We start from the raw sequence: 24,011 nt of genomic DNA, 5'->3' as shown, positions 1-24,011 counted from the left end.
CGACGACCGACGCCGTGGTCGCCGCGTGCGACCCACCGGCGACCCGGTGACGTTCTCGGGGAGCGCGACCGAGGTCGGCAACGCGGCCCGGGTCTGCGTCCGCGACGCGGTGCTCGCGAGCCTCGATTCGCGGTACGACGACGACCCGATTCCCCGGGGCGTCGGCAAGGCGAGTTACGGCGTCGTCGCCGACGACTGCGCGACCGTCTCTTCGATTTGAGAACCCCCGGGAAAGCGGCCCGTGGGGTGTGGAATCAACGATGGTAGCTAAATGGTTCCCGTAGAAGCCTTGATTATGGTCGGTGGCTAGCACGTTGATATGGACCCCGGTTCCGTTTCCGACGTCGACCACGTTACCCACGGCGGGACCGCCGACCACTCCCTCGTCGATTTCAGCACCGGGTCGAACCCGGAGCGGCCAGCGGGCATCGCCGGCGTCTACGAGTCGGCGCTCTCCACCTCGCGGCGATACTCGCTGGACGACTACTCTCGATTTCGCGTCGCAGCCGCGGAGTTCGTGGGCTGTCACCCCGAGGATGTCGTCCCCGCGGCGGGCGTCGTCGAAGCGATGCGGCTCGCCGTCGGGGTGACCGTTTCGCCGGGCGACAGCGTGGCGCTCCCGGCCCCCTGCTGTGGCGAGTACGTCCGCGAGATCCGGCTCCAAGGCGGCGAGCCGGTCCACGTTCCCCACGACCGCCTGCTCGAAACCGTCGACCCCGCCGAGCACGCGGCGGTGATTCTCAGCTACCCAGCGAACCCGGTCGGAACGGCCTACCCGCGAGACGAGCTTCGGGCGTTCATCGACGACTGCCGCCGGGCCGGCACGCCCGTCATCGTCGACGAGTCGTACCTCGGCTTTACGCGCCTCCCGAGCACGGCGGGTCTCGACGGCGTCATCGCGCTCCACTCGGTGACGAACGTCTTCGGCGTCCCCTCGCTCCGGGCGGGCTTCGCGGCCGCGACAGGCGACCTCGGCGACCGACTCTCGCGGGCGCGCTGTACGTGGGTGCTGTCGGCCCCAGCGGTGGAAGTCACGACGTTTTGTCTCAAACAGGACGCCTTCCTCGAAGCCACGCGGAACCGGGTCGAACGGGAGCGCCCGCGGGTGGTCGCGGGCTTGGATCAACTCGGATACGACCCGCACCCGGCCGACAGCACGCTCGTCTTGTTCCGCGCCGACGACGTCGACCGCGTCCTTCACGAGACCCGACGGCGCGGCTTCGCCGTCCGCGACGCCCGCGACTACCAGCGCCTCGACTCGCACGTCAGAATCAACGTCCGCCGCCCGGACGAAAACGACCGCCTGCTCGACGCGCTCGCCGAGGCGGCCTGAGTCGTCGCGGTCGCGTCTCGCTTTCTCCCCGCCGGGGCCGCGAAACTCGCTCACCATCGCGTCCCGAACCGACGCCGAGTCACCGATTCAGGTAGACGATGAACGCGATGGTGAGGAGGGTCGCGTACACCGCGAACGTCGAGCCATCGACTGAGAAAGCGAACGGTTGGATTACAATTCGGAACATCACTGGACGTTTCACACCATGATGCCCTCACTAATAATGCTTGTTACTGTTTAACACGGCATTCGTCGGCGCGCGTCCACACCCGTTCCGAACACTTATGCGAAATCACCGGACACGTGGGGGTATGGTCGAGGCGTTCGCCGTCGCCAGCGGGAAGGGCGGCACGGGGAAGACGACGAGTACGCTCGCGCTGGGGATGGCGCTCGCCGAGGACTACGACGTGACCGTCATCGACGCGGACACGGGCATGGCGAACCTGCTGTTCCACGCCGGGTTGGATGACGCCGACGTGACGCTCCACGACTTACTCGTCGACGAGCACGACGCCGCGGTGTCCGACGCGGTGTACGAGCGGTTCGGCATGTCGGTCGTCCCCTGTGGGACGAGTCTTGCGGCGTTCGAGGCCGCGGACCCCGGTCGCCTCCGCGACGTGGTTGCCGAACTCGCCGCCGACACGGACGTGCTCCTCCTCGATTCGCCCGCCGCGCTCGGCTCGAAGAGCGCGGTGCTTCCGGTCGTCCTCGCGGACCGCATCGTCGTCGTCCTGCAACCCACCGTGCCGTCGCTGTCCGACGGGCTGAAAGTCCAGGAGTACGCCCACTCGTACGGCACCGACACGGCGGGCGTGGTGTTCAACCGCGTGCAACCCGACGAGAACGTCGACCGAATCGCCGAGCAGGCCGGCCGCTACTTCGGAGGGCAGACGCTCGCTTCGGTTCCCGAGAGCGACGCGGTCCGGGCGGCCCGCCGCGAGGGGAAACCCCTCCTCGCGCACGCCCCCGACGACCCGGCCGCCGACGCCTTCCGCGAGGCGGCTGCCCGACTCGACGTGCGCGACGGCGACGGCCGCGACGTGGCGGAGCGGTTCAAAAGCGCCGTCGTCCCCGAGCGGATATGAGAATCCCGCGGGGCGAACTCCGCCGGTCGCGCGTCGTCGACGACGCCGCGGCGGTCCTTCGGGCGGTACTCGACGAGGAGCTGACCGGCTACGTCGTCTTCGAGCCGCAGGACGCGCTCCTCCTCGGCGAGACCACCCGCGGCGTCGTCACGTTCGAAGACGGAATTCCCGTCCTCGCCTACGACACGGAGCGCGAGGTCGGCGGCCGCGACGGGCTGGAGGGGTTCGCGGTCACCGGTCCAACTCGCGCCGCGGTCCACGCCGTCGACGACTCGCTTCTCAACCAGCCGAGCCCCGCCGTCGTCTCGGGCGTCGACCGCCTCGCGCGACTGCTGCATCCCGACGCCGGCCTCCCCGAGCCGTGGGAACCCGCGACTGCGACCGAATCCGACGAAGGGAAATAACCGGGCGACGCGCTTCCGACATGGACATCGCGGTCGGAAGCGGCAACCCGGTGAAGCGGCGCGCGGTCGAACGAACCTGTCCCGACGCCTCCGTGGCGGCGGTCGCCGTCGACTCCGGCGTCTCCGAACAGCCGACGGGGAACGACGAGACCATCGCGGGCGCGGTCACCCGCGCGGAGCGGGCGCTCGACGCGGGCGACTACGACTTCGGCGTCGGCATCGAGGGCGGCGTCGCGTCGTTCCCCGCCGGCGACGGCACCGACGAACGCGACACGTATCTGGTGATGTGGGCTGCCGTGACCGACGGCGAGCGCGTCGGTCGCGCGGCGGGGCCGAGCCTCCTCCTTCCCGCCCGCATCGCGGACCGCATCGATGCGGGCGAGGAACTCGGGCCGGTGATGGACGACGTGCTCGGCACCGACGACATCGCGAAAAACGAGGGCGCGGCCGGCGTGTTCACCGGCGGCCGGCTCACCCGAACCGACGCGCTCGAATCGGCCGTGACGGGCGCGTTCGCGCCCTTCCGGTGTGAGTTGTACTGAGTCGCGGATTCTGAAGGGTACTGACCCGCTCCGTCACTCTGACTCGGCGAGTTCGTGGTCGCGGTCGCGCACGTCCGCGCTCTCTTCGACCGCGGTCGTCAACGAGACGTTGAGCGATAGCATCGACGCGACGCCGCCGACGATGGTGACGGCGTTTTTGACGGCGTGGTCGAGGACCGCCGCGGCGAGCGCGGCGGCGGGGGTGATCGGCGCGAGGGCGGCCATGAACACGGTGAAGGCGATTTCGTAGAGGCCGACGCCGCCGGGCGAGAGCGGGAGCACTTTCGCGAGGTTCCCGACGCTCACGGCGAAAAACGAGACGCCGACGAGCACGACGGGGTCGATGTCGACGCCGAGCGCGAGCAGGACGACGACGGCCGTCACCACGTCGACGGTCCAGATGGCGAGGCTCGTCAGGCCGACGCGGCCGAAGGCGGCGCGGTTGCCGGCGACCGCCTGCAGGTCGGAGACGAACTGCTCGATGACGCCCGCGACGAGTTCGACGTAGGAGTCCGACGAGAACCGGCCGACGAACGTCCGGACGACGTTCCGGTCCGCGCGGGCCGACAGCGCGATGCCGAGGACGCCGAGGATGGCGACGACGCCGACGCCGGTGGCGACGTAGGCGACGGTGCGCACGTCGTCGGCGGACACGTCGACCGAGCCGCCGCTCACGCCGGTTGCCAGCACCGTGGCGATGTCGTCGAGGCCGCCGGTCGCCGCGAGGCCGACGAGGACGACACCCGCGAGCCCCGCGATGGTGAGCAGGTCGAAGACCCGCTCGACCGCGAGCGACGCGAAGCCCGAGGGGTACGGGATGTTCCGGCGCGCCTTCACGACGTAGGCGCGCACGGCGTCGCCCGCACGAGCGGGGAACACGAGGTTCCCGGTCTGACTGATGAATATCGCCCCCGTGAGGAAGCTCGCCTTCTCGCGGTAGCCGAGTTCGGAGAGGATGTCGTGGTAGCGAATCCCCCGGAGCGGCCACGAGACGACGTAGATTACCGCGGCGGCCGCGACGAGCGCGGGGTCGGCCTCGCCGAGGACCGTGATGACCTCCGAGGGATCGATGTAGAGCGTCATCAACGCGAGCGCGAAGACGGTCAAAAGCAGGCCGGCGACGATGGTCACCCGGCGGGTGATGCGCGGCCGGACCGTGAGTTGCCACCACGTCCGGAGAATCTGGCTTCCCATCCCGAGGATGTCGCGGACGAGGTCGACTTTCGTGTCGCCTTTCGGCTCCCAGTCGACGGGGAACTCGGCGACGCGGAAGCCGGCGCGCTGGGCGCGGACGAGCATCTCCGTGTCCCAAAACCAGTGGTTGTCCTCCACGTCGTCGCGGAGCGCCTCGAACGCCTCGCGGCTGAAGGCCTTGAAGCCGCACTGGTGGTCGCGGAGGTCCGAGCGGAGGAACAGGCGGACGAGGCCGTTGTAGGCCCGGCTCGGCACGCCGCGTTTCCGCGGGCGGTCGGCGACCCGGTCGGGCATCCAGCGCGACCCGGTCGCGGCGTCGTACTCGCCGGAGCGGACGCGCTCGACCAGCTCTTCGAGGTGGCGCATGTCCGTCGCGAGGTCCGTGTCGAAGTAGACGAGCGTGTCGCCGTCGGCGGCCTCGAAGGCGCGTTCGAGCGCGCCACCGCGACCGAGGCGGGCGTCGCTGTGGTAGTGTCGAATCCGGTCGTCCTCGGCGGCCAACCGGTCGGCTATCTCCGGCGTCTCGTCGTCGCAGCCGTCTTCGGCCACGATGACTTCGAAGGCGTCGGCGGGGAGGAACGATTCGAGCGTCTCGACGGTGACGCGGACCGTGTTCTCGATGGTCAGCGCCTCGTTGTAGGCGGGGAGGACGACGCTCACTTCGACGCCGGCCGCGGTCGCGGCGGCCGGGCGTCGTTCTGTCGGGCGACCCATTGTCGTCGTATGGCCGCTATCCGCGTATGAATTTTCTGTCTTGGAACAACTACGGTCCGTGAGACGGACAGTTCGGAACGTTCGGGTGTTTGGCGGCCGCCCCGTTGCGCTCCGGCGCGTCCCGGCGCGTCCCGACGTGTCCTGACGGCCTTGACGGCCCTGACGTGTCCTGACGGCCTTGACGGCCCTGACGTGTCCTGACGGCCTTGACGGCCCTGACGCGTCCTGACGGCCCTGACGCGTCCAGCCTGTTCCCTCGTTGGTGTGTCCGCGTCGCGTGGGTGTTAGGCGACTGTACCTGCGACGGCTCAGTGGGGCCGCCCCGACGGCCTGTTTTTGGTTAAAATCGCAAGACAGCGACGTGTTAAGCTCCTGTACCAAACCCCTGATAGGCGTCTCGTCTCTCTGTGTAGGTATGAGCACGACCGCCTCCGCGACCGCAGTCGAGGGCGAGGTCCTCGACGCCAACCGCAGCCTCTCGGAGAAACAGCGCCGCATCCTCGACTACCTCCGCTCCAACGCCGGGGCGAAGACGTACTTCAAGTCCCGCCTCATCGCCGACGACCTCGACCTCTCCGCGAAGGAGGTCGGCGCGAACATGCGCCCCATCCTCGACGGCGATTTCGACGTGAGCGTCGAGAAGTGGGGCTACTCCTCGGGAACCACGTGGAAGGTGACCGTCTGAGCCCCCGCTGACGCTTCACTCCGGCCCCGCCGCACGCCGTCTCCGGCGTGCACCCCGGCGCGTCCTCCCTCGCGCCACTCCACCCGGAACGCCGTCGTCTCCCACCCCACGTCGTTCCATCCCCACTTTTTCGGGTTTTCTCGCGTCCCAGCGCCGCCGCTACGAATCGGAATAAACATCGAACCGTCACACGGTACAGCGTCAGTCGCCCGTCTCGACCGCTACCTCGACTCGTCCGGTCCCGTCAGGGGTCGAACCGGATGAGTTCAGCCGCGTCATCGGCGAACGCCGCGGCGTCGGAGCCGAAGGAGTCGGCGTAGCGAATCAGGAGCGTGATGAGCGTCTCGGGGTTGCGGACCGCGTAGCCGTCCTCGCGCGAGAGGAGGCCCACGGCGTCGAGTTTCTTCGCGTAGGTGCTCACCGTCGCCCGGGAGACTCCCAGACGGTCGGCGAGTTCGCTCCCCGTCGCGTCGGGGTCGCGAAGCAGGTGGACGAGCATCCCGCGCGGCGTATCGCGACGGAGGTAGCCGAGCGCGACCTGCTCGAACTCGGAGAACCGACCCGCGGGGAAAAATCGCTTGTAGTCGCCGTCGCGGCGCACTTCGAGCGTGTCGTCGTCGACGAGGTTCCGGAGGTGGTACTGCGTCTCGCCGGTCCCTAACTGGAGGTCGTCGCGGACCTTCGAGAAGTGCGCGCCGGGCGTGGACGCGACGTAGCCGACGATGGCGTCCCGCGCGTCGCTCGACCCGGACGAGTCGTCCTCACCGTCGTCGCCGCCCCCGAGGCCCACGAGCGGCGTGGCGGCCCCGAGCGCGGCGAACCGACGGAGGGTCGCGCGCTTGTCTTCGTCTACCCGGCGGTTCGACATCTACTCCCACATACGAGACGGCGCGAAGAAAAGGGCTTCGGCATTTACACCCGTCGGAATCCGGGACGGTCCGCCGACGCGACTATTCGAGGTCCTTCTCGAAGGACATCTCGTCTTCCTCGTCGCCGTCACCGTCGGCGTCGGGTTGCCCGTTGCTCGCGGCTTCCGCGTCCGCGGAGCTGTCGGCTGCGGCCGCGCCCTCGGCGTTCTCGCTTTCGGCGACGACCTCGTCGGACGACTTGATGGGTTCTTCTTCCTCGTCGGCCTCGGCGATGACCTCGTCGGGCGACTTGATGTCGTTGACCTCTGCGCCCGCTTTGATGGCTTCGGCCTCCTGTTCGAGCTGTTCGACGTCCATCTCGGCGGCCTGGTCTATCTGGCCGAGAATCTCCTCGATGTCGTCGAGCCCGATGAGTTCGCGCGTCTCCTCGTCGAACTGCTTGCTGGAGAGGCCTTCCATGTCCTGTACGTCGGAGCCGGTGAGCTGTTTGCCGTAGCGGCCCACGAGCGAGGTGAGTTCCTGCGGGAGGACGAACGTCGTGGATTCGCCCTGTCCGATGCGTTCGAGCGTCTCCATCCCTTTGTCGATGATGGCGCGCTCGCCCATCGACTCGGCGGACTTCGCACGGAGGACGGTCGAGATTGCGTCACCCTGCGCTTCGAGAATCTGCGACTGCTTTTCACCCTGCGCGCGGATGATGTTCGACTGCTTTTCACCCTCCGCAGTCTCGACGGCGGAGCGACGCTCACCCTGCGCTTCGAGAATCATGGCGCGGCGGCGGCGCTCGGCGGAGGTCTGCTGCTCCATCGCCTGCTGCACGTCGGCGCTGGGGTTGACCTCGCGGACCTCGACGGACTCGACGCGGACGCCCCACTCGTCGGTCGGCTCGTCGAGTTCCTTGCGGATTCGCGCGTTAATCTCCTGACGCTTGTTGAGCGTGTCGTCGAGTTCCATGTCGCCGAGGACGGCCCGGAGGGTCGTCTGGGCGAGGTTGGAGACGGCGCGCTTGTAGTTGTCGACCTCGAGGAACGCCTTCTTGGCGTCCATCACCTTGATGTAGACGACGGCGTCGGCGGTCACCGGCGAGTTGTCGCGGGTGATGGCTTCCTGCCGGGGCACGTCGAGCGTCTGGGTCCGCATGTCGAACGCGTAGGTCCGAGAGACGAACGGCGGGATGAAGTTGATACCCGGTTCGAGGAGGCGTCGGTACTCCCCGAACACCGTGAGTGCCTTCTTCTCGTAGGCGTCCACGATTTCGACCATCTGGTACACCGTCACGATGGCGAGGACGAGCACGAGGAGGCCGACGACGACGCCTCCGATGCCCAGTCCCGCCTGGAGGGCAAGTAAGTCCATACGCCCGTGTTGGGTTGGACGAATGATAAGTATTCGTGTGGTGCGGCCGTCACGTCGGACGGTTTCGACGGCGACGAGGGCGTAGTCGACCCGAACCGGGCGTCGACCGCGCACGATGGCCGCCGGTCAGACTCCCTCTTTCCCCTCTCGTTCGAGTTCTTCTTCCCGCTCCGCGGACTCCTCGCGTCGCTGCCGCGCCCGTTCTCGGGCGAGTTCGCGGTCGATCTCGTCCTCGCCGGGGCCGACGCCCTCGACGGTCACGACGTTGCCGCCGCCGGGGTCGACGACGATGACTTCGGTTCCCTCTTCCAGTTCACCGTGGACCGACCGGGCGGCGTAGTAGGGGTTGAAGCCGCCCTCGTCGAGTTTGACCTCGCCGCTGGTCGGCGTGACGCGCTCCGTGACGCGCCCCATCTTGCCCGTCAGCGCGTCCGAGTCGCTCGTCTTTCCTTCCCCCTTCCCGCCGTAGATGTCGAGTTCTCGGTAGCCGTAGAGCGCGAGCGCGCCGAAGACGAAGACGAGCAGGCCGAGCACGATCGGGCCTGCGAGCGCCGGGATAAAGAGGCCGACCAGTCCCGCCGCGAGGAGGGCGACGCCGAGGACGACGAAGTGCGCGCCGGGGGCGATAGCCTCCGCGAGCGACAGGCCGAGCCCCGCGAGCACGAGCAACAGCGGGAGCGTCTCGGGGGTGATGAGACCGGTCTGTAACGGGAACGGCGGGTGTGCCATACCGGGTCTAGGGCCGTCGCCCGATTAAGGATTGAGGGTCGAACGCGGCGCGAGGGCCGCGGTCGGTGCGTGATTTCCGTGGCGGGGCGGAGTCACCCGCGCTCAGTCGTCGCGGTTCGGGTCGGTCGAGACTGTGTCGTCGTGGACGAACGCCACGGTGTCCTCGTTGGTCGGCTGGACGAGGAGAGTCCCGGTGGTCGCGTTCCTCGGCACGGCGAAGACGGTCCAGACGCGCGCGCTCTCGCCGGGGGCGAACAGCCCGCCGTTGTCGAAGCCGGTCGCGTTCGACAGCGGTTGGTGGCCGTACCTGACGCCGTCGGATTCGAACACGAGCGCCGACTGGGAGAGCGCGCCCGGCGCGGCGTCCGCGGCCGTCGCGTGAGCGCGACGACGACGAACCGCTCTCCCTCCGGCGCGGCGTACGTCTGATTGCCCACCTGAAGCGACTCGGTCGTCCGCGCGTTCCACCGAGCGACCACGTCGGCCGAGTCGGCGCTCGCGCCCGAGAGTGCGGAGACGGCGACCCCGCTTCCCCCGCCGCCCGACCCACCGAGTCCGTCTACCATCGGCCCGAGCACGGCGACGGAGCCGAGTGCGAGGACGAGCAACAGGACGGCGACGACGACCACGCGGACGCTCGGCGGCGACCCCGATTTCAGGTCGTCGACCGACGACGGCAGTCTGTCGCGGAGCGAGCCTCTCGAGGAGTCGCCGCCACCATCGCCGTCGCCGCCAGTAAGTCCGGCGAGCCGTTCGCGCACGGCGGCTATCGGGAGCGACGCCAACGCCTCTTCGACCGGCTCGGGCAGGTCAAACGGCAGGCCGAACTCGACCTCTGCCGTCTCGAACACGTCGCCGTCGGTGTACTGCTTGACCGTCTGTTCGAGGCCCTCGTCGGCGACGGTCTCGCCGAGTTCGTCGCGGTCGAGCAGCGTCACGTCGTGGTTCGTGGCGAACCCGCGAACCGCGTCGTCGAACTCGCCCTGCGTGGCGACGACGACGGTGTCGATGCCGCGCTTTTTCGCGTGTGCGACGAAGCCTTTGACGTGCCCTTTCCCGACCGTCACCTCGACGGACGGGAGCACGAGTATGAGCCCTTTCGTGCCGTCGCCGCGCTGTCCCTGTACGAGGTACCGACCTTCGCCTCGGGGCTGGGCGTTCGTCTGCCAGTTCCGTTGGGTCCAGAGGTCCGAGAGGAAGTGAACGAACTTCGCCGGTTCGAGTTCGACGAGTCTCGTCACTGTTCGCGTCCCTCCGGGCCGTCGGGGGCGGGTCGTCGGTCGTGTCCGCGTCGGTCGTGTGTCATCTTGTCGCCTCGGTGTTCGTCAGCGTCGCAGTCGCCGCGCGGCCAGTCCGGTGAGGACGAGCGCGACGACCGTCAGTCCCGGCGAGAACGGAATTCCAGTGTTCGTTCCGGCGGCGGCCGGTTCCAGCGGCGTCCGCTCGACGACCGGGAAGGGCGTCGTCGTCATCGCCGGGGTCGATTCCGTCTCGCTCGCGGTCGTCGTGGCCGTCGGCGTCGGCGTCTTCGCGCCGGGTTCGAGTCGGACCATCGCGTCGTCGGCGACGATGGTGCCGGTGACCCGGTCGTCGTCAGCGGCCGCGTCGTCGTCGGCGGATTCGTCGCTGTCCCCGGCCACGTCGTCGTCGGTCGCACCGCTCTCCGTTTCGTCGCCGCCGGTCCGGTACGGCGCGTCGACGGCGGCGGAGAAGTTCCCGTCGCGGTCGCGGTCCGCGTACGCGATTGCGAGCAGTTCCGCGTCGACCAACTGCCGGCGGTCGAACTCCACGACGACGTTCCGGTGCGTCCCCGGCGGGAGATACGCGCTCGTTCCCATCGGCTCCTCGTCGGCGGTCTCGACCGCGACGAAGCCGCCGACGGAGAGGTTCACCCGGCTGACGGTGACGAACGTTCCGTCGGTCTCTTGGTCGACGAATCGGAGGCTCGCCTCGGAGTCGAGGATACGCATCGTGTGTTCGGTCTGGTCGCGGTAGTCGCGCACCCAAAGCGGGAACGTGAGCCCGCGGTCTTCGGGCGCGAACGTGAGGTTCTGCGTCACGGTCCGGTTCGCTGTGACCGTCATCGGCACGAGCTTCAAAAACGGCTGGCCGGGCGCGCGCGCTCTGAGTTCGACGACGCTGTTCGGTGCAAGCGTCGTCTCGCCGGTGACGGTCACCTGCGGGGACTCCCACGGGTACACCGTCTCGTTTCGCACCTCGATTGAGACGGTCGGTTCGACGAGTCGCACCCGCGAGCGCGCCGTGATCGTGTCCTCGTCGACGAAGTCGCTGTGGTCGCCGCGGAGCGTCACCTGCAGTTCGTAGTCCTCGGCGTCGCCTTCCAGCGGGAGGTCCGAGGTGTCCCAGATGACGAACACCTCGTCGGTTTCGAAATCGGTGACGACGGTCGTTCCGTTTTCGGGCGTCGCGAGGAACGTCTGCTGTTCCCGGTTCGGCCGGACTTCGAGTTGGTTCAGCGTGATTTCGATACCGTTGGCGTTCGCGCCCCCGGTCACGTCCCCCGGGTTCAGCGCCGACTCCAGCCCGCTCTCGTCGAGTCTGACGACCGCGAGGTCGCCTTTGGCCACGGTCGTTCGCTCGGTAATCTCGCCCCGGATACGCTCGGTCGACATCGCGGTGTCCGAGTCGTTCAGGCTCGCGGGCGCGACGTTGGTCGTCGCCGACGTGTTCCCGCGCTCCGCGATGTCGAGTTGCCCGATAGCGCGCTCGACGCCGTCGATGGTGACGTTCATCACGTACGTCGTCGGCTCGATCGGCTCGCTGAGTTGGCCGGTGTGGAGCGTCTTGTTGCCGCCGCCGGAGACGTACGTCTCGGGCGCGCCGGTCGAGTTGTAGGTGTCGATGGTGAGGGTGGTCGTCCCCGACCCGACGAGGGCGACGCTCAGGTGGTAGCCGTAGCCGTCGCCGCCGATGTTGAGCGTCCCCGGCTGGGAGTGCCGGACACGTATCTCGACGACGTCACCGCGGGTGACGGTGGTAACGTCCTCGCCGAACGACGCGGTCGGCTCGTCGGCGGCGACTGCGGGCGTCGGAACCCAGAGTGCCGCGAGGAGAATCAACGCGGCGACCAACACGGAGGGTGCGCGGACTGCGTAACTCATTTGGTGTGTCCCGGTCGGGGGGTTGACGGTGGTTCCCCTCGGGGTCACATAAATCAACAGTCCCGATTATCAAAACGGAAAGTCGGATGGGTCGAAGCCGGTCCTCGCGACGGGTCGCGGTTGGCGCGCCGCGGGGCGGTCAGACCGCGCCCGGGAACACGGTGATGACGATAAGCCCGACCGCGAGGAGGACGCCGAGGAAAACGAACGCGACGTTTTCGGCCCGCGGTGACCCGGGCTCGATGGGGAGCTGTTCGATCTCGGGTTCGTCGTCGATGATGCCGTCGGGGCCGACGTCGTCGACGCCGAAGCGCCACTCGCCGTCGCCGTCACCATCGCGGTCGTCTTCGGCCTCGGGTGAGGGTGCGCGGGACATCGAATCGTGTGTAAGCGTCGTGGCGGGAAAGGGCTACCGCACTACTTCCGGTTGCCGCGGTCGTGGCTGATGACGTCGCCCTCGTAGACGATGCCGCGCTCGGCGTGAAGCGTGACGGTCGCGCCCTCCGCGATGGTCTTCGGGAGCGGCGCGCCCGACACCATCGGGATGTCGAGTTCGCGCGCGACGAGCGCCGGGTAGCCGGTCATGCCCGCGCGGGCGTCGACGATGCCGGCGAGCTTGTCGGCGTCGCCGTTGAACTCGCCGTCGAACTCGGCCGACAGCGCGAGGATTGCGCCCTCGGGGACGTCCGTGAGGTCGCCGTCCTCGGTGCGGTAGAGGGGACCGGCGACGCGGCCGCTGACGATTTTCCGGCCCGTGGCGACGGGCTCGGCGGCGACGTGGACCTTGAGCATGTTCGTCGTGTTCGTCCCTTCGAGCTCCGTCATCATGCCGGAGAGGACGACGATGGTGTCGCCGGACTCCGCGACGCCGGCGTCGAGCGCGGCGGTGACGGCGTCGTCCATGACGCCCTCAACGCTCGGGCTGTAGTCGGCGTACTGCGCCGAAACACCCCACGAGACGGCGAGCTGGCGGCGCGTTCGGTCGTTCGGCGTGACGGCGACGACGGGGACGCCGGGGCGGAACTTCGCGGTCTTCCGGGCGGTGTAGCCGGACTCGGAGACGGCGACGACGGCCGCGGCGTTCACGTCGCGGGCGAGGTAGCGCGCCGAGCGGGCGAGCGCCTCCGTGCGGGAGCCCTCGTCGGCGGTCGGGACGCGCTGTTCTTGGCTCTCGTCGTACTCGGGGCTTTCCTCGACTTCCTCGACGATGCGGGACATCGTCTCGACGACGCGGACGGGGTGGTCGCCGACGGCGGTCTCGCCGGAGAGCATCACGGCGTCGGTGCCGTCGAGGACGGCGTTGGCCACGTCGGACGCCTCCGCGCGGGTCGGGCGGCGCGAGCGGACCATCGAGTCGAGCATCTCGGTCGCGGTGATGACCGGCGCGCCCGCGGCCTGCGCTTTGCGGATGGTGCGCTTCTGGATGATGGGAACCTCTTCGAGGGGGCACTCGACGCCGAGGTCGCCGCGGGCGACCATCACGCCGTGGGCCGCCTGGATGATTTCGTCGAGATTCTCGACCGCGCCGGCGCGCTCGATTTTGGCGATGATGGGAATCTCCGCGCCGAGGTTTTCGAGGGTGTCGCTGATGGTGTAGACGTCCTCCGCGTCGCGGATGAACGAGGCGGCGACGTAGTCGACTTCCTTCTTCGCGGCGAGCTTCAGGTTCTCGTAGTCGGAGTCGGTGATGAGGTCGATGTCGAGGTCGACGCCGGGGACGTTCACGCCCTTGCGCGAACTGAGTTTCCCGCCGGAGACGATGGTCGCGTGGACTGAATCGTCCTCGACGCGCTCGACGGTGGCCTCGATGCGGCCGTCGTCGAGGAGGATGGTGTCGCCGGACTCCGCGGCGGTAATGGAGTACGACAGGCCGACCGCCTCGGGCGTGGCGTCGTCGCCCTCGTAGAAGCGGACCTCGCTGCCGGTTTCGAGGTAGATGTCCTCGTCGATGTCGGCGGTTCGTACCTCGGGGCCCTGCAGGTCGAGCATGGCCGCGAGCGGTTCGTCAGTCGCGTCGTCGACGGCGCGGATGCTGTCGATGACGTCGGACCGGTGTTCGACGTTGCCGTGGCTCGCGTTCATCCGGGCGACGCTCATGCCGGCGTCGGCGAGCCCGCGAATCGTCTCTCGGTCGAAAGACGCGGGACCGAGGGTGCAGACGATTTTTGCGTTTCTCATGGCGTCGCCTACGAGTGACTGATAAAAAAGCCCGATGATGAACTCGGTGTCGAGTAAGGGGTTCGCATACGTACTCTCTATAGTTCGTCCGTCGAACTGACCGGTCGGTCGCCCTCACGGAACTATAATGGTCGTTCGGTAAATTTCTCCGTCGTACCGGACGTAGCCGGGGTCACGGAACTCGTTTCTATCCGTTCCCTCCCGGAGCGTCACGGGCTCGCCCCCGAGCGCCTCCCGAAACGCCGACTGCTGGGCCGGCGCGAGGTTCTGGTACGAGACGGCCCCCTCGCCCTGCGGGAGGTCGTCGACTCGGGTGACGCTCAGTTTCGCCATCCCGCTTCCGCCACCGAGACAGCCCGTCGAGACGACGAGCGCCGCGGCGAGTAGCACGCTGACTCGCATGGGCGGCGCTCCAGCGTCATCGCTCAAATCGGCTCCGATTGCGGCGCGGGATTCGAGCGTCGAACGCCGGTTCAGTCGGAGACGGTCGTCCGGTAGATGTCGCCGTCGAACCGGACGTAGCCGGGGTCGACGAACTCGTTTCTCGCGGCCACGTTCGGTATCGCCGTCGGTTCGCCGGTCGACACTGCCTCCTCGAACGTCTCGCGCTGGTCGGGGTCGAGGTTGCCGAAGGCGACCGCGCCCTGTCCCTGCGGGAGTTCGTCCACGCGTTCGACAGTCAGGGTGCCCGCGCCACCGCCCGTGACCGCGGCGACGACGCCAGCGAACACCGCGAGCGAGACGACGATACCGACCGCCTCCCGTCTTCCGATTCGCATGGGCGACGCTCGGGAGTCGGCGCAGTTAGGCGCTGTGGTCCGCGTCTGGCACGGGGCGGCGTGAGGGGAGAACAGCGCGTCGAAAAAATCGGGTCGCGGGCGGTCGCTTATGGGGCCGCAGGCAGTCGCTTACTGGACTTTCGTGCCGGGGACGGCGTCGCCGTGGGTCGTCAGGATGTCGGCCTCGTCGCCCGCGGCCAACAGCATCCCGTTGGACTCCACGCCGAACAGTTCGGCCTTCTCGAGGTTGGCGACGATGATGACCTTCGACCCGGAAAGCGAGTCGAGGTCGTGAAGCTGTTTGATGCCGGCGACGATTTGGCGCTCTTCGACGCCGATGTCGACGGTGAGCTTGGCGAGTTTGTCCGCGCCGTCGATGCCCTCGGCGGCGACGATTTCGCCCACGCGAATGTCGAGTTCCTGGAAGTCCTCGAAGCTGATGCGGTCGTCGGCGATGGGTTCGAAGTCGATGTCGGCGTCGGTGTCAGCGTCCATATCCTTCTCCGCGTCCTCGTCGGACTCGTCGCTTTCGGATTCCGTCTCGGCCACGCGCGCTTCGAGCTTCTCGTTGAGCTCCTCGACGCGCTCGTCTTCGATTTTCTCGAACAGCGCTTCGGGCTCGCCGAAGGACGCCGGCGGTGCCTCGAAGGCGGCGTCGACGCGGGTGTCGGCCACCGAGCCGTCCTCGCCGAGCTGTTCCCAGAGCGCCTGCATCTTGCCCGGCGCGACAGGGAAGAACAGCACGGCGATGGCCTTCGCAATCTGGACGCAGTCGCGGATGACCTGCGCCGCGGCCTCGGGGTCCTCGTCGGTGAGCTTCCACGGCTCGTTGCGCTGGATGTACTCGTTGCCGAACTGCGCGAGGCGGACGGCGGCGTTACCGGACTTCCGGACCGAGTAGTCGTTGATGCCGGCTTCGAACTCGTCGATAGCCTCCTGAATGCGGGCTTCGACTTCCTCGGACACCTCCGCGTCCGGCGTCCCCTCGAAGTTGCGGTACGCGAAGAGCATCGACCGGTAGAGGAAGTTGCCGACCGTGCCGACGAGTTCGCTGTTCACGCGGTCTTTGAACTTCGACCACGAGAAGTCCACGTCCTGTTGGAACCCGCCGTTGGTGGCGAGGTAGTACCGCAGCAGGTCGGGATGGAAGCCCTCGTCGAGGTACTCGTCGGCCCAGACGGCGCGGTTGCGCGAGGTGGAAAAGCCCTTGCCGTTGAGCGTGATGAAGCCGGAGGCCATGACCGCGCGCGGTTCGACGTAGCCCGCGCCGCGGAGCATCGCCGGCCAGAAGACGGTGTGGTGCTGGATGATGTCGCGGCCGATGATGTGGACGATGTCGCCCGACTCCTTCCACGCGGCCTCCCAGTCGAACGTGTCGGCGCCGACGCGCTCTGTGTACTGCTTCGTCGAGGAGATGTACTCGATTGGCGCGTCGACCCAGACGTACAGCACGAGGTCGGAGGTGTCGGACGGCGACGAACTGCCGTCCGACTCGTCGCCCTCGTCACGCCCAGACTCCGTCTGGTCTGCCTCCGAATCCTCGGCGGATTCGGAGACGCCCGGGTAGTCGATGCCCCAGTCCATGTCGCGGGTGATACACCAGTCCTGCAGTTCGCCCTCGATCCACTCGCGGGGCTGGTTCTGGGCGTTCGAGGTGCCTTCGAGGCGGTCGATGAACTCCTGAAGGTAGTCTTGGAGGTCGGAGACCGCGAAGAACTTGTGCTCGCGCTCGCGGTACTCCGCGGCGTTGCCGGTGAGCGTCGAGGTCGGGTCTTCGATTTCGCCGGGTTCGAGGTGGCGGCCGCAGCCCTCGTCGCACTCGTCGCCGCGGGCGTGCGCGCCGCAGTACGGACACGCGCCCTCGACGAAGCGGTCGGGGAGCCACTGGTCCGCGTCGGGGTCGTAGGCGACCGGAATCTCCTTCTCGTAGACGTAGCCCTCGGCTTCGAGCGTGCGGACGATTTCCTGGGTCAGTTCGGTGTTCGTCTCGTCGTGGGTGTGGCCGTAGTTGTCGAACTCGATGTTGAAGCGGGGGAACGTCGCCTCGTACTTCTCGTGGTGGCGGAGCGCGAACTCCTCGGGCGTGACGCCCTCCTTCTCGGCGTTGACGGCGACGGGCGTGCCGTGCATGTCCGACCCGCTGACGAAGGCCGTCTGCTGGCCGAGTGTTCGCAGCGAGCGACTGTAGATGTCGCCGCCGACGTACGTTCTGAGGTGGCCGATGTGGAGGTCGCCGTTGGCGTACGGCAGTCCACACGTCACCACCGCTGGGTTCTCCGTGGGGAAGTCCTCGTGACTCATATGTGTCGTGTATCTCGGAAGCGGGCCTAAAGCCCGCCGCTTCGGATGCGTCTGTCTGGCGGTGCGATTCTGCCCCGAGGTTCGCCGGACCCGACCGTCGTCTCACGTTACCGAGGCGACGGCCGGAGGCGGGTCCACCCGCGGCTAAAAGGGAGCGCGCATACGCATGTTGTCGGGGAGACCCGTCGCGGTCACACCGGGAAGGAGACCGAGGACGAACATAAAAGACGCGCCTCCGACGCTCAGTCTGTGACGGAGACGCCGCCGAAGGCCGAAAAGCCGCTCACGACGAGGTCGACGGTTTCGTGTTCGAGCTCGCGCCGCGGTCGTTCGTCTTCCGCCGCCCCGAAGACCGGTAACACGTCCAGTCGGACGTTCCAGTCCCGCGGGACGGTGATTTCCGCGCCGCCGAACAGCGCCGTGACGTCGATGCGGGCGGTCCCGTCGAGTTCGACGACGTCGCGGAGGTCCAACTCGACGGCCCCGAAGATGGCGGTAATCGCGCCGCCCGCGAACCGACTCGTCGTCACGCGCGCGTCTCGGCCGCCGAAGACGGCGACGAGGTCCACGCGTTCCCCGGTAATCGGTTCGACCGACGAGCGAATCCGTCCGACCGCGATAGAGAGGCCGAGGATGACGAGGAGGACCGGCCAGAACGAGACGATTTCGCCGGCGGTCACGAACCCCAGCGCCACGGCTTGCCACGCCCCGGCGACGGCGACGAGGACGAGCGGCCCGCCGACGTTTCGGAACCCGCTGACGACGAGGGCGTAGAGCCCCGCGAGGACGAACAGCGACGGGAGGTACCGGAACAGACCCGTCGTGTCGTAGAGCCTGGTGGTATTCGCGAGCAGTACGAGGCCGACGAGGACGACCGCCGCCCCGACGACGACCTGATTGGAGACGCGTCTGTATGCCATGTCCTATCTACGCTCGCCGGCGAGATAACCCGATACGATGATTCTCACGCTTCGGGCGTCACGACGGTCTCTCGCGCGCGACCGACGGCGACGCGCCAGCACGAGTCACGGAATTGCTATCTCGCCGGCCGACGCTCTCTCCGTCGTGACTACGACCACCGCCTCCCAACCCTCCCGGAGCGTCGGCTTCGCCGCCGTGTTCGCCGTTCTCCTCGGTCTGTTCGTCTCCGGCTACGGCCTCCTTCTCGTCCCGCAGTCGCCGCTCGGCGGCGGCTGGATTCTCGCTATCGGCGTCTCGCTCGCGCTCGCCGGGGTCTTCGCAATCGAATCGGTCGGCCGACGCCTCGGGCTGTCCGCGGCCACGTGTCGGACGTTGTCGCTGTCGTTCGCGGCGCTCGCGGTCGTTCTGTTCGCCGCGTTCGTCGTCGTCAACTACGCGTCCGTCGAGTCGTTCGAAGCGACTTCGGAGACGGCGACGGGCTCAGAAACGAGCGGCTGACCCGCGATTGCGCCCCGCTCAGAGGAACGCCAGCGCGGCCTCGATGCCGATGACCGTCACGACGAGTCGGCCGCAGGAGCCGACGAACGTCGCGGCGGCGAACTTGAGGTAGTCGTCTTCGAGGACCGCAAACGCGTAAATCGAGAGCGTGTCGGGGAAGCCCGGCACGCAGAGCGCGGCCGCGAGCCCGGCGAAGCCCCAGTTCTGTGCGATTTGGACGGCCTTGCGCTCGGTCCAGCCCATCACGTCGACGGGAAGCCGTTCGAGCGCCCGCTCGACGTAGCCCGACTCCTTCGTCTGGCGGCCGATGTGGAACGCGAAGACGCTCCCGGCGGCCTTGCCCGCGCCGCTGACGAGGATGATGACCGCCAGTTTCGCGCTGTAGGGAAGCCCGAGGTCGAGCGGCGCGGCGAGGACGATTTCGCTCACGCCCGGGAGGGCGAAGGCGATGAGAAACGAGTACGCGAAGATGATGACTAGCCCGACCCAGCCGGTGGCCGTCTCGACCAGCGACGAGAGCCACGAGAAGTCGGGGTACAGACTGAGCGTCAGGTCTGCGAGCGATGCGAACGCGGTGAGAGACACACGAGAGGGTCGAAGCCAGTCGGTTGTAAGTTTTCAGGTTCGGACCGGATCAGTTGCGCGACGGGGTCGACCGGAGGTCATCGAGGTCCGAGAGGAACGCCCGGAGCGACTCGCGGGAGACGTGCGGCATGCAGACGATGCGGAGTTCGCCGCTCGCGGTCCGCGAGATGCGCCAGCCGAGGTCCCGGAGCGACTCGAACTGCCCGTCGGGGACGCTTGCGGCGACGAGCGGGAGGTCCGGTTCGACCGCGTCGTAGCCCCGAGAGCGGAGTTCGTCGTAGAACCACTCGGCGTTCGCCTGCTGGCGCTCGTAGGCGTCGCGGTAGCCGTCGGGCCAGAGTTCGCGCATCGCGGCGGCCGCGGAGGCGACGCCCGCGCCGCTTCGCGTTCCGGTGAGGCTCGCCTGCGACGCGGATTCGAGATACGGCGTGTCGACCGCCAGCGAGTCCACGACCGACTTGTCGCGGAACAACAGGCCACCGGCGGGGACGACTGCCTGCCCGTACTTGTGGGGGTCGATGGTCATCGAGTCGATTGGCGCGTGGGCGAACGACCACTCGTGGTCGGTGAAGGGGAGGATGAACCCGCCCCACGCGGCGTCGACGTGCATCAGCGCGCCGGCGTCGTGGGCGACCGCCGTCATCTCGGGAATCGGGTCGACGCGGCCGAACTCGGTCGTGCCGGCGACGCCGGCGACGAGGACGGTGTGGTCGTCGACGGCCTCGCGGACGGCCGCGACGTTCGCGCGGTAGTCGTCGTCGACGGGCACGATGCGGAGCTCCACGTCGAGCACGTCGGCGGCCTTCTGGAAGCTGAAGTGGATGCTCTCGGGGGCGACGACGTTCGGGTCGTCGTCGCGGGCGTGGTTTCGCGCGGCGCGGATGGCCTGGATGTTGGCCTCGGTCCCGCCGCTTGTCACGTAGCCGTGGGGGGCCGAGAGGCCGGTGATATCGCCGAGGTACGAGAGTGCGTCTTCTTCGAGGGCGGCGACGGCCTGATAGGTCGCCGGATCGCCGGGGTTGGTGGCAAAGAACCGCTCTGCGGCCTTCCGGGCGGCCGGGTGCGGTCGGGTGCACATCGAAGAGAGGACGCGGTCGAACTCCTGCGGTGCCGCGCGCTGCATGCATCCCACTATAACCACACCCAGTATATCGGTTCCGCTCCGTTGCGCCGCGTCGCCCAGCCGACGGCCACCGCTACGGGGTCGAGAAAAAACGGAACACGGGTAGTCGGCCCTCGACGTTCGCCGGGGTCAGCGAACCGAGTCGAGGAGGAGCCGCTGTTCGACGCGCTTGACCTCGTGTTGCACGTCGCGGACGGCGTCGATGTTGGCCGAGATGGAGCTGACGCCCTTGTCGACGAGGAACTGGACCATCTTGGGCTTCGAGCCAGCCTGCCCGCAGATGCTCGTCTTCACGCCGACCTCGCGGCACGTCTCGATGGTGTCGCCGATGAGTTTGAGCACCGCTGGGTGCAGTTCGTCGTAGATGTCGGCGACGTGCTCGTTGTTGCGGTCAACCGCGAGGGTGTACTGCGTCAGGTCGTTCGTACCGAACGACGCGAAGTCGATGCCGGCGTCGGCGAGCTCTTCGATGCAGAGCGCCGCGGCCGGCGTCTCTATCATGACGCCCCACTCGCGCTTTTCGGGGTCGATGCCGGCCTCGCGCATGTGCTCTTTCGCTCGCAGCACGTCCTCCGCGTCGTTGACGAGCGGGAACATGACTTCGAGGTTGTCGTAGCCCATGTCGAACAGGCGGCGGAACGCCTGCAGTTCGAGGCGGAAGACGCTCGGGTTGTCGAGGCCGCGACGGATGCCGCGGTAGCCGAGCATCGGGTTGTGCTCTCGCGGCTCGTTCTCGCCGCCTTCGAGCTGTCGGAACTCGTCGGTCGGCGCGTCGAGGGTGCGGACGCGGACCGGACGCGGGTAGAACTCCTCTGCGGCCTCGCGGACGCCCGAAACGATTTCGTCCACGTAGGCGCGCTCGCCGTTCTGCTCGATGAACCGCTCGGGGGTCTTGCCGAGCGTCAGAACCATGTGCTCGATGCGGAGCAGGCCGACGCCGTCAGCGCCCGTTGCGGCCGCGCGCTCGGCCGCCTCAGGGATGGAGACGTTGACCTTGACCTCGGTCGCGGTCATCGGCTTGACGGGCGTCTTGGGGCGGGCCTCCTCGACGGGCTGGCGCTGTTTCTCCTCGGGCTCTTCGCCCTCGCGGACGGTTCCCTTGTCGCCGTCGATGGTGACGACCTCGCCGTCTTCGAGGGTTTTTGTCCCGTCACCGGTGCCGACGACCGCGGGCACGCCGAGTTCGCGGGAGACGATGGCCGCGTGGGAGGTCATACCGCCCTCGTCGGTGACGATGCCGGCGGCGCGCTTCATCGCGGGCACCATGTCCGGCATGGTCATCTCGGTGACGATGATGTCGCCCTCGGCCACTTGGTCGAGGTGGTCGAGCTTGGTGACGATGCGGGCGCGGCCGGAGGCGATGCCGGGGCTCGCACCGAGGCCGCGGATGAGCACGTCGTCGCCCGTTGCGGCCGCCCGCGAACGTCCGCTGTCGCTCTCGTCTTCCTCGCCGTCGTCGCCCTCCGCGATGGTCGTAATCGGGCGCGACTGGAGCATGTACACCTCGCCGTCGTAGACGGCCCACTCCACGTCCTGCGGCGTCTCGTAGTGGTCTTCGACCAGTTCGCCGAGTTCGAGCAGGCGGGACACCTCGTCGTCGGTGAGGACGCGCTCGTGGCGGTGGTCGTTCGGCACGTCGCGCATGACGGTCTCGCCGGTTTCCTCGTCGCGGACGCACATCGTCTTCTTGTCCGCGATGGTCGCCGTCTCGACCTCGCCGGTCTCGCGGCTGATGACGTAGTTGTCGGGCGAGACGGTGCCGGAGACGACGGCCTCGCCGAGGCCCCACGCGGCCTCGATGATAATCTCCTTTTTGCCGGTCGAGGGGTGACGGGTGAACATCACGCCGGACTTCTCGGCGTCGACCATCTGCTGGACGACCACCGCGATGTCGACCTTGTCGTGGGGGAAGCCCTTGCGGTTGCGGTAGTAGATGGCGCGCTCGGAGAACAGCGAGGCCCAGCACTCCTTGACGCGGTCGAGGAGGTCCTCCTCGGTGACGTTCAGGAACGTCTCCTGTTGGCCCGCGAAGGAGGCGTCCGGCAGGTCCTCGGCCGTCGCGGACGACCGGACGGCGACGAAGGCGTCGCCCTCGCCGACGCTCCGGTAGGCGTCGAGGATTTCCTCTCGAACGTCGTCCGGCATCGGCGTCTCCATGATGAGGTCGTGCGCCGTCTCGTGGGCCGCCTGCAGCGCCTCGGAGTCCTCGTGGTCGACCTCGACCGCGGCGAACAGCTCGTCGTCGATGCCCGCGTCCTCGATGAACGCGCGGTACGTGCTCGCCGTCACGACGAATCCCGGCGGGACGGGAAGCCCCGCACCGGTTAGTTCGCCCAGCGACGCGCCTTTCCCGCCGACCAGGTCGAGGTCGTCAGCCCGTACGTCGTCCAGCCAGACTACAGCCATGTGATGTTCGTATGGTCCCGCACCCCGATAAAGAAGTTTGCGAACGAAACAAGTATGAATGAAAACTCACTCGAAGGCGAGTATGAAATTGCAGCGCCGACCCGGAAACAGCCGTTCTCAGGACTCTCGCCGCGCCCGTCCGTGTTCCTCGCAGAGGATTTCGCCGGTGTCGGGGTCGAGATAGAACGGCGACCCGGCTTCGACCGGCTTCCCGCAGACCGCACAGCCGTCGTCGTGCCGGAGGAAGTACTTCCCTTCCGCGCGGCCCGTCTCCAGTCGCCCGGCGGCGACGGCCGGTCGCGTCAGTCCCTCGCCGATTTGCGTGCGCTCCGCGCTGTCGGCCTCCTCGAAGCGAATCGGTCGCATACCGACGCTTGGGCCGCCGGCGGCAAATCGGTACGGGCAGCGAGGGGTTCATAATCGCTCGTCCCGTGATTTCTAGCGTGCTTCCGGAGTGGGTCTTTCTGCTCCCGCCGTGGCTCATCGTCGGCCTCGCTGCGGGCGCGGTCGCCTCCGTCGTCGTCGCCGGCGTCTTCGTCGTCGGTGGTCGTGTCTTCCCGGAGCGGCGGGTCTCCCGCGGCCCCCACGTCGACGGAACGGGCCGCCGCCGCCACGAAATCCGCGACTACCTCACCGCCATCGACGAGCGGTTCGTCGAGGACCGCCCGGTCCGCGGCGAGACGGTGGCGTTCTTCCTCCCCGAACGCGGCGTCGCCATCACCTTCGACGCGCAGGCGTTCTTCCGCCTCGAACGCGCCGGCGTCTACGCCGTCCTCTGCGAACACGAGATGCCCGGCGGCCAACTCGGACGACGGCTCCCCTTCGACGTGCCGGACATCGAGCCCAAGCTGGCCGACCTCGACGACCCCGTGTCGGCCGCGTTCGACCGGCTCGACCTCCCCGCGAACGCCTCCTCGGACGCCGTCAGAGACGCCTATCGAGCGCGGGTGAAAGACGTGCATCCCGACCACGGCGGCGACCGAGAGCGGTTCCGCGAGCTACGGGAGGCGTACACGATGGCCCGAGAACACGCCGAGAGCTAACGGCGACCTGAGTTGAAAAACCGAAACCAGCGCGGAGCTACGGCTCCGTCACTTCGAACAGCACGCCCGCGTCGCGGAGCGCGTCGGTCACGCGCCCGGCGGTGTCGGTGCTGGCGACGACCGCGGCGTCGAGTCCGCGGGCCG

The 24,011-nt window shown here is 68.1% G+C and carries 21 protein-coding genes and 4 pseudogenes; 8 read left to right on the top strand and 17 right to left on the bottom strand.

What is annotated here, in order from left to right; all coding sequences use genetic code 11:
• The 5 genes and pseudogenes from NKF06_RS11950 to yjjX form a co-directional block, all read left to right on the top strand.
• Positions 1-220 (top strand): annotated as a pseudogene (locus NKF06_RS11950) (adenosylcobinamide amidohydrolase); the annotation flags it as partial.
• Positions 221-319: 99 nt separating this feature from the next.
• A complete protein-coding gene (locus NKF06_RS11945) occupies positions 320-1,333 on the top strand; it encodes a histidinol-phosphate transaminase (RefSeq protein ID WP_253245507.1) in 1,014 nt (337 codons plus the stop codon).
• Between the two features lie 311 nt (positions 1,334-1,644).
• The gene (locus NKF06_RS11940; RefSeq protein ID WP_253245506.1) at positions 1,645-2,418 is read left to right on the top strand and encodes a P-loop NTPase; all 774 of its coding nucleotides are present in this window, start codon (positions 1,645-1,647) and stop codon (positions 2,416-2,418) included.
• Positions 2,415-2,687, top strand: a pseudogene (locus NKF06_RS11935) (hypothetical protein); the annotation flags it as partial. The gene NKF06_RS11940 and the pseudogene NKF06_RS11935, both read left to right, overlap by 4 nt.
• Before the next feature lie 155 nt (positions 2,688-2,842).
• Positions 2,843-3,364, top strand: coding sequence for an inosine/xanthosine triphosphatase (gene yjjX, locus NKF06_RS11930; RefSeq protein WP_253245505.1), 522 nt, complete (start codon positions 2,843-2,845; stop codon positions 3,362-3,364).
• Positions 3,365-3,397: 33 nt separating this feature from the next.
• Here the strand turns inward: yjjX and aglD are convergent, their stop codons facing one another.
• The gene (aglD, locus tag NKF06_RS11925) at positions 3,398-5,272 is read right to left on the bottom strand and encodes a flippase domain-containing glycosyltransferase AglD (RefSeq protein WP_253245504.1); all 1,875 of its coding nucleotides are present in this window, start codon (positions 5,270-5,272) and stop codon (positions 3,398-3,400) included.
• A gap of 415 nt (positions 5,273-5,687) precedes the next feature.
• Between aglD and NKF06_RS11920 the strand changes: the two genes are divergently transcribed.
• Complete coding sequence (locus NKF06_RS11920) at positions 5,688-5,957, top strand: hypothetical protein (protein ID WP_004972643.1); 270 nt, start codon at positions 5,688-5,690, stop codon at positions 5,955-5,957.
• A 244-nt stretch (positions 5,958-6,201) separates the two neighbouring features.
• Here NKF06_RS11920 and NKF06_RS11915 read toward each other — a convergent pair whose 3' ends face one another.
• The 11 genes and pseudogenes from NKF06_RS11915 to NKF06_RS11865 all read right to left on the bottom strand — a co-directional run bounded on the left by NKF06_RS11915 (position 6,202) and on the right by NKF06_RS11865 (position 18,211).
• A complete protein-coding gene (locus NKF06_RS11915) occupies positions 6,202-6,825 on the bottom strand; it encodes a MarR family transcriptional regulator (RefSeq protein ID WP_253245503.1) in 624 nt (207 codons plus the stop codon).
• Between the two features lie 82 nt (positions 6,826-6,907).
• Positions 6,908-8,182 carry an SPFH domain-containing protein gene (locus tag NKF06_RS11910; protein ID WP_058828021.1) on the bottom strand — a complete coding sequence of 425 codons (1,275 nt, stop codon included), beginning with the start codon at positions 8,180-8,182 and terminating at the stop codon, positions 6,908-6,910.
• A gap of 126 nt (positions 8,183-8,308) precedes the next feature.
• Positions 8,309-8,911, bottom strand: coding sequence for an NfeD family protein (locus NKF06_RS11905; protein ID WP_058828022.1), 603 nt, complete (start codon positions 8,909-8,911; stop codon positions 8,309-8,311).
• 102 nt (positions 8,912-9,013) lie between these two features.
• Positions 9,014-10,152 (bottom strand): annotated as a pseudogene (locus tag NKF06_RS11900) (restriction endonuclease).
• Between the two features lie 84 nt (positions 10,153-10,236).
• Positions 10,237-12,033 (bottom strand): hypothetical protein, encoded by a 1,797-nt coding sequence (locus NKF06_RS11895; protein ID WP_253245502.1) that lies wholly within the window; start codon positions 12,031-12,033, stop codon positions 10,237-10,239.
• Positions 12,034-12,172: 139 nt separating this feature from the next.
• Positions 12,173-12,409, bottom strand: coding sequence for a hypothetical protein (locus NKF06_RS11890; protein ID WP_058828025.1), 237 nt, complete (start codon positions 12,407-12,409; stop codon positions 12,173-12,175).
• Positions 12,410-12,450: 41 nt separating this feature from the next.
• Positions 12,451-14,211, bottom strand: coding sequence for a pyruvate kinase (gene pyk, locus NKF06_RS11885; RefSeq protein WP_253245501.1), 1,761 nt, complete (start codon positions 14,209-14,211; stop codon positions 12,451-12,453).
• 114 nt (positions 14,212-14,325) lie between these two features.
• Positions 14,326-14,613 carry a hypothetical protein gene (locus tag NKF06_RS11880; RefSeq protein ID WP_058828027.1) on the bottom strand — a complete coding sequence of 96 codons (288 nt, stop codon included), beginning with the start codon at positions 14,611-14,613 and terminating at the stop codon, positions 14,326-14,328.
• A 71-nt stretch (positions 14,614-14,684) separates the two neighbouring features.
• On the bottom strand, positions 14,685-14,990 hold the full coding sequence (locus NKF06_RS11875; RefSeq protein ID WP_253245500.1) for a hypothetical protein: 306 nt from the start codon (positions 14,988-14,990) through the stop codon (positions 14,685-14,687).
• 129 nt (positions 14,991-15,119) lie between these two features.
• Positions 15,120-17,291: a methionine--tRNA ligase gene (gene metG / locus NKF06_RS11870; RefSeq protein ID WP_253245499.1), complete on the bottom strand. Its 2,172-nt coding sequence runs from the start codon at positions 17,289-17,291 to the stop codon at positions 15,120-15,122.
• A 242-nt stretch (positions 17,292-17,533) separates the two neighbouring features.
• Entirely contained in the window at positions 17,534-18,211 is a 678-nt protein-coding gene (locus NKF06_RS11865; RefSeq protein WP_253245498.1) for a LiaF domain-containing protein, read from the bottom strand.
• A 145-nt stretch (positions 18,212-18,356) separates the two neighbouring features.
• Here NKF06_RS11865 and NKF06_RS11860 point away from each other — a divergent pair, with 145 nt between their 5' ends.
• Positions 18,357-18,710: a hypothetical protein gene (locus NKF06_RS11860; RefSeq protein WP_058828030.1), complete on the top strand. Its 354-nt coding sequence runs from the start codon at positions 18,357-18,359 to the stop codon at positions 18,708-18,710.
• An 18-nt stretch (positions 18,711-18,728) separates the two neighbouring features.
• Here NKF06_RS11860 and NKF06_RS11855 read toward each other — a convergent pair whose 3' ends face one another.
• From NKF06_RS11855 to NKF06_RS11840, 4 genes are all read right to left on the bottom strand, one after another.
• A complete protein-coding gene (locus NKF06_RS11855; protein ID WP_058828031.1) occupies positions 18,729-19,295 on the bottom strand; it encodes a VTT domain-containing protein in 567 nt (188 codons plus the stop codon).
• 49 nt (positions 19,296-19,344) lie between these two features.
• Positions 19,345-20,418, bottom strand: coding sequence for a tyrosine decarboxylase MfnA (gene mfnA / locus NKF06_RS11850; protein WP_058828032.1), 1,074 nt, complete (start codon positions 20,416-20,418; stop codon positions 19,345-19,347).
• Between the two features lie 129 nt (positions 20,419-20,547).
• On the bottom strand, positions 20,548-22,824 hold the full coding sequence (ppsA, locus tag NKF06_RS11845; RefSeq protein WP_253245497.1) for a phosphoenolpyruvate synthase: 2,277 nt from the start codon (positions 22,822-22,824) through the stop codon (positions 20,548-20,550).
• Positions 22,825-22,941: 117 nt separating this feature from the next.
• Positions 22,942-23,190 carry a hypothetical protein gene (locus NKF06_RS11840; RefSeq protein ID WP_058828034.1) on the bottom strand — a complete coding sequence of 83 codons (249 nt, stop codon included), beginning with the start codon at positions 23,188-23,190 and terminating at the stop codon, positions 22,942-22,944.
• 77 nt (positions 23,191-23,267) lie between these two features.
• On the opposite strand from NKF06_RS11840, the gene NKF06_RS11835 reads away from it, so the two are divergent.
• Positions 23,268-23,867, top strand: a complete 600-nt coding sequence (locus NKF06_RS11835; RefSeq protein ID WP_253245496.1) for a DnaJ domain-containing protein — start codon at positions 23,268-23,270, stop codon at positions 23,865-23,867.
• Positions 23,868-23,904: 37 nt separating this feature from the next.
• Here the strand turns inward: NKF06_RS11835 and NKF06_RS11830 are convergent.
• Positions 23,905-24,011: pseudogene (locus tag NKF06_RS11830) on the bottom strand (Crp/Fnr family transcriptional regulator); the annotation flags it as partial.

This window comes from Haloferax sp. AB510, assembly GCF_024136985.1.
Taxonomy (GTDB): domain Archaea; phylum Halobacteriota; class Halobacteria; order Halobacteriales; family Haloferacaceae; genus Haloferax.
Note: the sequence above shows the minus strand (reverse complement) of the source record. Positions and strands in the feature narration are given on the sequence as shown.